Source organism: Bacteroides rodentium JCM 16496 (assembly GCF_000614125.1).
Lineage (GTDB): Bacteria > Bacteroidota > Bacteroidia > Bacteroidales > Bacteroidaceae > Bacteroides > Bacteroides rodentium.
Genome location: NZ_BAKJ01000079.1, coordinates 1 through 8,398 on the forward strand (window position 1 = coordinate 1; position 8,398 = coordinate 8,398).

The window sequence follows — 8,398 nt, forward strand, 5'->3', positions numbered from 1 at the left end:
AAAAGACTTATGAAGAATGCTGGATTAAAGCACGTATTGGACTATCGGATTTATTGGATCAAGAACTCTCTTTTATAGAACGTGTTAATCAAAACAGATATGATATTCAAATAAAAGAGAATAATATGCATCGAAAAAATATCTTATTGGAATTAAGTAAACAAGCGGTAGATATAGAAAAGAGAAAGTTATTTCTGCAAGAGATTAAGGATGTTAACATGGAACTGGAACGATTAGATAAAAAAATTATTTCATACTATGATGATGTTGATAAGATGACCACTTCGATTAAAGATTTTTCGCTTGAATTAAATAGTACTATAAAGGCCTTATTTGATATTTCTTTATTGCTTATTAAAGAGAAAGAGGCTCAATTTAAATTAGAAAAATAAGGGTTTGGTATATATGTTTTAAGTTTTAGGATCACTAGTGTCCCATTAAAATTGGTCCGAATTAAAATTTAAATGAACTTGGCCTATTTGGTCCGAATCGTTCTTTGTCATTTTGAAATTTAGTTTTATCAAAGAGGTCTCTCAGATGAGTTTTATCTGTCAATGAGATATTCAATATTTGTAGTACTTCGTATGTACTTTACTAGTCTACATACTAAATAAGGCACGCTATATTTATATTTCTGCAATCCTATATGATAAGAACCGGTAAGTTTGACTTTTGTACGATATCGGAAGTGGTAAGGTTTATGAAGAAGTTTTCCTAATGCTGGCGTTTCCTCCTAATCAAATATGTCTATACAGATTTTTCGGTAGTTGAGGAAGGCTTGCTGTTAAACACATAATAAATAAAGCTTGTAAATAGAGAAGGCTGAAGAATGAAGTCATAGAATTTAGCGCATGATCTTTTCGTTTTATCACTGAACTTTTCGTTTTTCAGTAATATTTTGTAATTTTGCCACACAATTGAGAAACATATAAAATATGGTAACTATATATTGCCTTAAAGTGTGAATCCTTGTTAAGCGGTAGGATATAGAAAATATAAACCTTCTATAAATCGTATAATCGTGTATAGAGGATTTTGCTGTAAGATAGTATATAGTCACCTAATATTTTGCCCTAAATAATATGTAATGCATAGTCATGGATAAGGACATAAATCGCATCAAAGGAATGTTGGCAGAGAAGAAGCGCACAAACAAGTGGCTTGTAGAACAATTACCTTAGATCCTGCTACAGTATTAAAATGGTGCACGAATGCAGCATAATCCAGCCTCAAGACTCTATTTCAGATAGCAAAGGTGCTAGAAGTAGGGGAAGAGGAGGTGCTCGTTTATCCTTCAAAGATGTGACAATAACATATAAGAAATATACTGATGGATATGCAAGTAGAAGAAATAACACAAATATTACGAGAGTCACCAAGCGTACGACTCATAAAATCAAGAAGTGTGGATTTCTTCTTGTCTTTTGTCATTGAGGCGTTTGAGGGACAGTCGGCTATAATGCAGGAACGCTTGCACATGCTACTGGAGAACCGACTGGATGAGCAGGAAAATGCGTTGGTGGAGGATAATCTTGAAATGACAAGACTAGGGGAGTCGAACGAACAGAAAGCAAAACGACTCATCAAAGACTGGACAGATAAGGGATTCTTGACCAACTATCAGAACGAAGAGGGAGAGGTGATATACGAGATTTCGTCGCACACAAGCAAACTGATGGATTGGGTGGTGAGCTTGAAAAAAGAGGATTACATCGGTACGGAATCGAAGTTCAAGACGCTGTTTGCCCAACTGAAGGAATTGGTGGAATACTCGAACGAGGACCGCGAGAAGCGACTGGAACTGCTCCGAGCCAAAAAAATGGAGATAGAGCATCAGATTCAGCGACTGGAGATGGGCGAAGAGGTCGAGGTGTATGAGGACTACCAGATAGAACCACGATACAATAGCTTGAATAAACTGGCTAAGGAGCTGCTTAGCGATTTCAAGGAGGTGGATGACAACTTCAAGGGGATTATCAAAGAGATATATGAGCGCCAGACAGACAATGCGGAGAAGAAAGTATTGCTGAACTACATCTTTGATGCGTATGGCGAACTGAAACAATCGCAACAAGGCAAGAGTTTCTATGCATTCTGGGAATTCCTGCTCTCGGTCGATCTGCAGAAAGAATGGGACGAGTTGACTGGTGCACTCTATGAAACACTGGAGAATAGAGGCATTGATGCGCATGACATGTTTCTCAGGGAAATGAAAAAGCATCTGTTTGACGCAGGCGAGAAGGTGGCGAAAACCAACGATCGCATGAGCGAGAAACTGAGTCGCATCATTCGCCAGAACGGACAGATGAATGCAGAGGTGACAAAGCAGGTGATTAATGATATAAAGAAACTGCTCATCGAAGCCACCAAACAGAAAGAGAAACCAGAAGCTTCGCTTGAATATGAAACTATCGATATCAATCTGCCAGTCGAGCGCCCTCTGACTCTGGCTCCTATAAAAGAGACTGTGTATAAGGATAAGCCTGATATGGCTGAACTGAGTCTGGACGACTTGGAGCGCATAGGCAAACTCTACAATCCGTATCACATCGATCGTTTGGTGCTGAGAGACCGCATTAACAAGGTGCTGTACGACAGACAGCAGACGACACTAGCAGAGGTGATAGAACGGAACGAGGGTGTGGAGAAAGGTCTGTCGGAAGTGTTTGGATACATTGGCGTGCTGAAGGAATATAAGACTGTGGTAAACGAAGAGCGCCAGCAATATATTGTTTTTGCAGAAAACAAAACGATATCAATTCCCGAAATCATAATAACACGATGAACGCAACAAATATACAACCATACAGCAGGGCTGTGGTGAAACTTCTGAAAGGCATCGTAGAGAAAGACGATGTAGTGTGGAATGATGTACTCGACTACCAGAGCGAGATACTGGACTATATCAGCGTGATGGGGCTGGAACTCATCGTGAAAAAGGATGAGGGTTTTGCCTTTGTCAAGCAACTGAAATTGGACGATGACAAAACGTTGAACATGACGTCGAGAAGGTTGTATGGTTTTGAGGTGTCGGTGATACTCATCGTGTTGAGGCAGATACTCGAAGACTTCGACAGCAATCCAACAGAGTCGCAGGCTTCGTATAAGTATGTAACCGCCACTGAAATAAAGGAAGAGGCGGAACTGTTCCTGCCCACCACCTTCAATCGTGCCAAGTTTGAGAAAGACCTTGACCGCTATATCGACAGCATCGTCAGCTTTGGTTTCCTTGTGGAAGCAAAGCATGCTGAGGGCGAGAAACGCTATAAAATACATCGCATCATCAAGGAGAAGGTGACACTGGACGATCTATTGGAATTCAAAAACAAACTGAACGACTATGATGCAGCAGATGAATCTCTTTAATACCAGTCCGGAAGTGGCAGGCTTCAAGCTTGACTATTTGGAAGTGTGGAACTGGGGTACATTCGACCAAAAGGTGTACTGCATGAATACGCAGGGCAATAACTCGCTGCTGACCGGTGCCAACGCATCGGGCAAGAGTACGCTGGTAGATGCTCTGCTCACGCTGCTAGTGCCACTGAAGCGCCAACGATTCTACAACCAATCATCGGGTGTGGAGAAGAAGGGCAACCGTACAGAGGAGTCGTACTTCTTTGGCAACTATGGCAATCAGCAGCAGGAGGGTGCAGCGAGCACTACCACGCTTAGATTGCGAGACAAAGGGGCACGTTCGGTACTTCTTGCATCGTTCTGCAATGTGGACAAACGTGTGGTGACGCTGTTTCAGGTGCGCTACTACACTGGCGAGGAACTGAAGGTGTTGTTTGGTATAGCTCGCGAACCGCTGACTATAAAGCGCGACTTTTCGGAGTTTGACCTGCATGGCGACTGGCGCAAGCGACTGACGAAGAAATACAATACGAATGACACAAGACGCAAGATAGAGTTTTTTGACGGCCCGGTTGCGTATGGCGAGAAGATGATAGCCCTCTTCGGAATGCGTTCGGACAAGGCGCTTACACTCTTCAATCAAATAGTGGGCGTGAAAGTGTTGGACGATCTAGACAGTTTCATCCGTACGAATATGCTCGAGGAAGTGCCGGCTGAGGAAAAGTACCAGGAACTAAAGGACAACTTCCAAAATCTGATGGAGGCGAAAACCAATATCGATAAGGTGAAGGAGCAGATTGCCCAACTGGAACCTATCAATACATTGGCAAAGGAACTGATGGCGATAGACACACGCATAGCTGAATTGGAGCAAGAGAAGAGTGTGGTGGCCTATTGGTTTGCTGCGCGAACGGTGGATTTGTGCAACGAGGAGTTGGCGCGCTGCAAGAGCAACTTGAGAAAACTGGAAGATGAGTTGAAGGCGTTAAAGGTGAAGAAGAGTGAGCTGGAACAAGAGCAGACGCGCTTGTCGGTGGCTATTGAGAAGGACGAGGTGGGTCAGCAGATACGTGAGATTGAGAAGGAAATCAATCAGAAGGTGAAGATGCGTGATAACCGCAAGGCCAAAGCCGAAGAATACGATAAGCTAGCAAAGACGGTGGAGCTGACACAAAGTCCTGATGCAGAGGTATTCGATGCCAATCGTGCGACCGCCAAACACGAGAAAGATGCTCTGCAGGTAAAGATTGACAGGCAACTCATGGAAGAGAAGCGTCAGGCACAAAACCGTCAGGATGAAATCAACTGCACGATATCAGAGCGAGTGGATACTATACGCTATCTGCAGCAGCATAAGAACAATATCTCTGGTCGTGTGGCTGAGATTCGTGATGAGATACTGGAGCTGTTGGTGCAACCGCCGAAGAGATTCCATTCATCGGTGAACTGATACGTGTGAAGGATATTGAGTGCGATTGGGAGTATGCCATCGAGCGTATTCTGCACAATTTTGCCTTGAGATTGGTGGTGCCAGAGAAGTATTACAAGCAGGTGAATGAGTATGTGAATGGTCATAATCTGCGAGGACGCATCGTGTATCAGCGATACGAGGGCACAGAGCCTCTTCGTGAGTTTGAGGATAGGACATTGAAGGTGGATTCGTTGCTCCGTAAGGTTGAATACAAGTCAAAGTGCTTGTATTTGGATTGGCTTGAGGATAGGTTATTTGCTGAGTTCAACTATAGTTGTGTTGATTCGCTTGCGGACTTCAACTATCTGCAAGAGAAAGCAGTAACGAAAGAGGGACTGATAAAAGCGAGAGGTGGTAAGCATGAGAAAGACGACCGACCAGAGACACGAGGCAAGGAACACTATGTGTTGGGCTGGGACAATAAGGAGAAGATTGCCATGCTGCAGGCGGAAGTACGCCAGTTGCAGCAGGATGAAAAGGAGGTGGCAACCAAAGTCCGTCGTATAGAGGCAGATACAAAGAATGCTCAGGAGAAGCGAGAAACCTACTCGAAGCTGTTTGATAAATACGATAAATTTGATGATATCGACTGGTGGTCGTGTGCACTCGTCATTCAGCAAAAGGAAGAACAGAAGCGACAACTGGAGGAGACCAATGATAAGGTGAAGATGTTGCAGGGGCAATTGGAGAGGGTGAGAAAGGAACTTGGTGCACTTGAGGAGAAGTTTAATGAAGCTATCGGTAACAAAGCATTATTGGAAAATCGTGAGAATATACTCAAGAAACAGAGCAATGATTGTGCTTTGGCTTTGGCTCAAATAGGCGTTGTTGATACCGATGCTTTTGAGTCGCAACACACAGATTTACTGAATGTGGCATTGGTGGGTTTGGACAAAATGCGTGACACGTTACAAAGTGACATCAATTCCGCTTTGCGGAAACAACGTGAGACGAAGGGTAGCAAGAGTGGCGATTTGAAGAACCTGATTTATCGCTTCAAGAATCCCACTGAGGAAATTACCGCGAAGTATCGCGATTGGCGTTCGGACGTGAACCGTTTGCCCGAAGCCGTGGAGTTTGTGGGCGAATATCAGACCTATTACCAACGATTGCTGGACGAAGATCTGCCTGGGTTTGAATCGCGCTTCAACAAGTATTTACAGGAGAATATCATCAACAAGGTCAGTGCATTCAATATGTTCTTCCAGAACTGGCGCCAGTCTATCACCAAGACCATCGACCAATTGAATTCGTATCTTGTGGGCATCGATTTCAAGGATGCTCCAAAGACGTATATCCAGTTGGTCGCAGCCAAACGATTGAACGTGGATTTGAAGGAGTTCCAAGACCTTCTGAGCAATGCAATCCCGAACATCCATGAGATGAATTCGACAATCGATGGCAGCAGGATTCATTTTGAACAGCATATCGAACCGCTGATGTCTCGTTTACAAGACGAATCATGGCGAAAGTTGGTGATGGATGTGCGTGGATGGTACACATATAAGGCGGAGGAGTTTTATCAAGACGATGATCAGAAGCGTAACACCTACGAGGCTATGGGACAGCTGTCAGGTGGCGAGAAGGCGCAATTGACATATACCATCCTGGGGTCAGCTATCGCTTATCAGTTTGGCTTGACTAAGAACGGACTCGACTCTTCGTTCCGCTTCATTGCCATAGATGAGGCTTTTCGCGCACAGGACGAGGACAAGGCTCGCTATCTGATTTCGCTCTGCAAACAGCTCCACCTGCAGTTGCTCGTGGTGACTCCGAGTGACAACATCCACATCGTGGAGAACGATATTTCGTATGTGCATTATGTGGAGCGCAAGGGCGACCGTTCTGTACTCTATAATATGCCTATCAGTGAGTTTAAGGCAGAACGTGAAAGGAGTATGGAGGTATGATAACGGCAGCAGAAATACGTAAGAAGACAGAACGCAAGTATGTGGATTATTTGCGTTCAGTGGTCGCTGGCTCTGAGTTTGAACCAATTGTGATTCCTTGCGATAAGAAAGCGAGCGCATCGATGGATGAGTATCAGCACGAACTGACGGACATCCGTTCGCAATCGAAAGAGGTGAAGGGCTTTGGTTACACGATTGAGTGGAAAACAGTGAAAACGAAAGCATTGGGCGAACAGGATCTGCCTGAGCGTGTGTTGTTCAGGAGTGCATCGGACGTTGAGCGCTTCTTGCTGAAGGGTGGTGAAGTGTCACAGTTTCGCAAGGATGTGGCGATGTTGTTTAATGAGTTTCCGCAGCTTCGTCCATGGGTGGAACGCTATCCACTTAAGGTGATCGAGAATGCTTCCTCTTGGCCTGATTTGTTGAAAGTTTTGCGCTATTTTGTGGCGAATCCTTGTCCTGAGTTGTACATTCGTGAATTGCCTATTGAGGTGCACACCAAGTTCATTGAGCGCAATAAGGGAGTGCTTCGTGAGTTGCTGGATATTGTCATTGTAGAGCATGTCTGTTCGGATGAGAAGGAGTTCGAAAAGCGCTTTGGATTGCGATACGATGAGCCATGGGTGCGCATTCGTGTGTTGGAAGCATCGATTGCGAGTGAATACTTTTCTGGTGTAGACGATCTGACGATGCCTCAGAGTCAGTTCTGTGCGTTATCGTTGCCTGTGCAGAAGGTGTTTGTGGTGGAGAATAAAGTCAACTTCCTGACTTTTCCCAAGTTGGCAGGAAGTCTGCTGATTTGGGGGCATGGATTCACCGTTGGCATCCTCAAGTCTGTTCCATTCATGCGGCACGCTTCCCTATACTATTGGGGCGACATTGATGTACAGGGCTTCGAAATTCTCTCGCAGTTCCGCAGTTATTTTCCCCAGACGCAAAGCCTTCTGATGGATCGCGCTACCTTTGACACCTATTTTGAAGGCGACAAAGGCACTCCAAGCAATGTATCAAAGCCTCTCCATCTTACCCCTGCGGAAGCCACACTGTATAATCATATCAAGTCTCACAACCTACGTCTAGAGCAAGAGAAAATTCCGCAAAATGTATTGAAAATATATTCAATAGTTCGTTAAAAATTAGCCAAGTCTAAGTGGTTCTGCGGTAAATAAAAGTAGTTCTTTGAAAATTTTGTCAATTAATGTCGTGTCTGCTTGAATGGCGAACACGCCGTTCAAGCATATTGGCATTGTGTGTTACCGACTTGCATGAAGAAACCGAATATTTGATTTTCATTCTTTTGCAAGTGCCCTTGGCGAGATTGATTGCAGTAAGCGAAACGTTGAAGTGAAAGGCCATCTTTCTGAACAAGTCTTGACTATTACAGCTTACCATTCAAAAGCTTAGTTACTTCCAAAATAGATGTACATAATATGTCAAACTTGCGTTTTTACAAGTCTTCTGAGTCGTTTAGAAGTAATCTTTTCTCATTTTTCTTGGCACTATAAAATATTTTGTGTAAATGGAATAATACGGGATTCAAGTTTGAGTCTCGTATATTTTATTTTATACATTTGCAAAATGAAGAAAATTATGAAAGAAAAGAATCAAGTAGTGCCCGATGAAGTGTTAAGCAAGGAATTCCTTAGCCAGTTCAAGACAGAAG

5 protein-coding genes and 3 pseudogenes are annotated in these 8,398 nt (G+C 43.7%); 7 read left to right on the plus strand and 1 reads right to left on the minus strand.

What is annotated here, in order from left to right; translation table 11 throughout:
* Positions 1 to 392 (plus strand): annotated as a pseudogene (locus JCM16496_RS19805) (hypothetical protein); the annotation flags it as partial.
* 61 nt (positions 393 to 453) lie between these two features.
* Here JCM16496_RS19805 and JCM16496_RS22405 read toward each other — a convergent pair.
* A pseudogene (locus JCM16496_RS22405) lies at positions 454 to 591 on the minus strand (IS4 family transposase); the annotation flags it as partial.
* 506 nt (positions 592 to 1,097) lie between these two features.
* On the opposite strand from JCM16496_RS22405, the pseudogene JCM16496_RS25340 reads away from it, so the two are divergent.
* The 6 genes and pseudogenes from JCM16496_RS25340 (at position 1,098) to JCM16496_RS19825 (ending at position 7,868) form a co-directional block, all read left to right on the plus strand.
* Positions 1,098 to 1,306 (plus strand): annotated as a pseudogene (locus tag JCM16496_RS25340) (helix-turn-helix domain-containing protein).
* Between the two features lie 30 nt (positions 1,307 to 1,336).
* Positions 1,337 to 2,785 carry a DUF3375 domain-containing protein gene (locus tag JCM16496_RS19810; RefSeq protein WP_025836290.1) on the plus strand — a complete coding sequence of 483 codons (1,449 nt, stop codon included), beginning with the start codon at positions 1,337 to 1,339 and terminating at the stop codon, positions 2,783 to 2,785.
* Positions 2,782 to 3,366, plus strand: a complete 585-nt coding sequence (locus tag JCM16496_RS19815) for a DUF4194 domain-containing protein (RefSeq protein ID WP_007855929.1) — start codon at positions 2,782 to 2,784, stop codon at positions 3,364 to 3,366. Before JCM16496_RS19810 ends, JCM16496_RS19815 begins: the two co-directional genes overlap by 4 nt.
* Complete coding sequence (locus JCM16496_RS24395) at positions 3,341 to 4,804, plus strand: ATP-binding protein (RefSeq protein ID WP_244440511.1); 1,464 nt, start codon at positions 3,341 to 3,343, stop codon at positions 4,802 to 4,804. The genes JCM16496_RS19815 and JCM16496_RS24395 overlap by 26 nt, the downstream gene beginning before the upstream one ends.
* 5 nt (positions 4,805 to 4,809) lie before the next feature.
* Positions 4,810 to 6,735, plus strand: coding sequence for an ATP-binding protein (locus JCM16496_RS24400; protein WP_244440512.1), 1,926 nt, complete (start codon positions 4,810 to 4,812; stop codon positions 6,733 to 6,735).
* The gene (locus tag JCM16496_RS19825; RefSeq protein ID WP_244440513.1) at positions 6,732 to 7,868 is read left to right on the plus strand and encodes a Wadjet anti-phage system protein JetD domain-containing protein; all 1,137 of its coding nucleotides are present in this window, start codon (positions 6,732 to 6,734) and stop codon (positions 7,866 to 7,868) included. Before JCM16496_RS24400 ends, JCM16496_RS19825 begins: the two co-directional genes overlap by 4 nt.
* Positions 7,869 to 8,398 lie beyond the last annotated feature (530 nt).

Coding starts and splice junctions, on each gene's coding strand:
- JCM16496_RS19810 (WP_025836290.1), top strand. CDS start 1,337: ATGCAAGTAGAAGAAATAACACAAATATTACGAGAGTCACCAAGCGTA.
- JCM16496_RS19815 (WP_007855929.1), top strand. CDS start 2,782: ATGAACGCAACAAATATACAACCATACAGCAGGGCTGTGGTGAAACTT.
- JCM16496_RS24395 (WP_244440511.1), top strand. CDS start 3,341: ATGATGCAGCAGATGAATCTCTTTAATACCAGTCCGGAAGTGGCAGGC.
- JCM16496_RS19825 (WP_244440513.1), top strand. CDS start 6,732: ATGATAACGGCAGCAGAAATACGTAAGAAGACAGAACGCAAGTATGTG.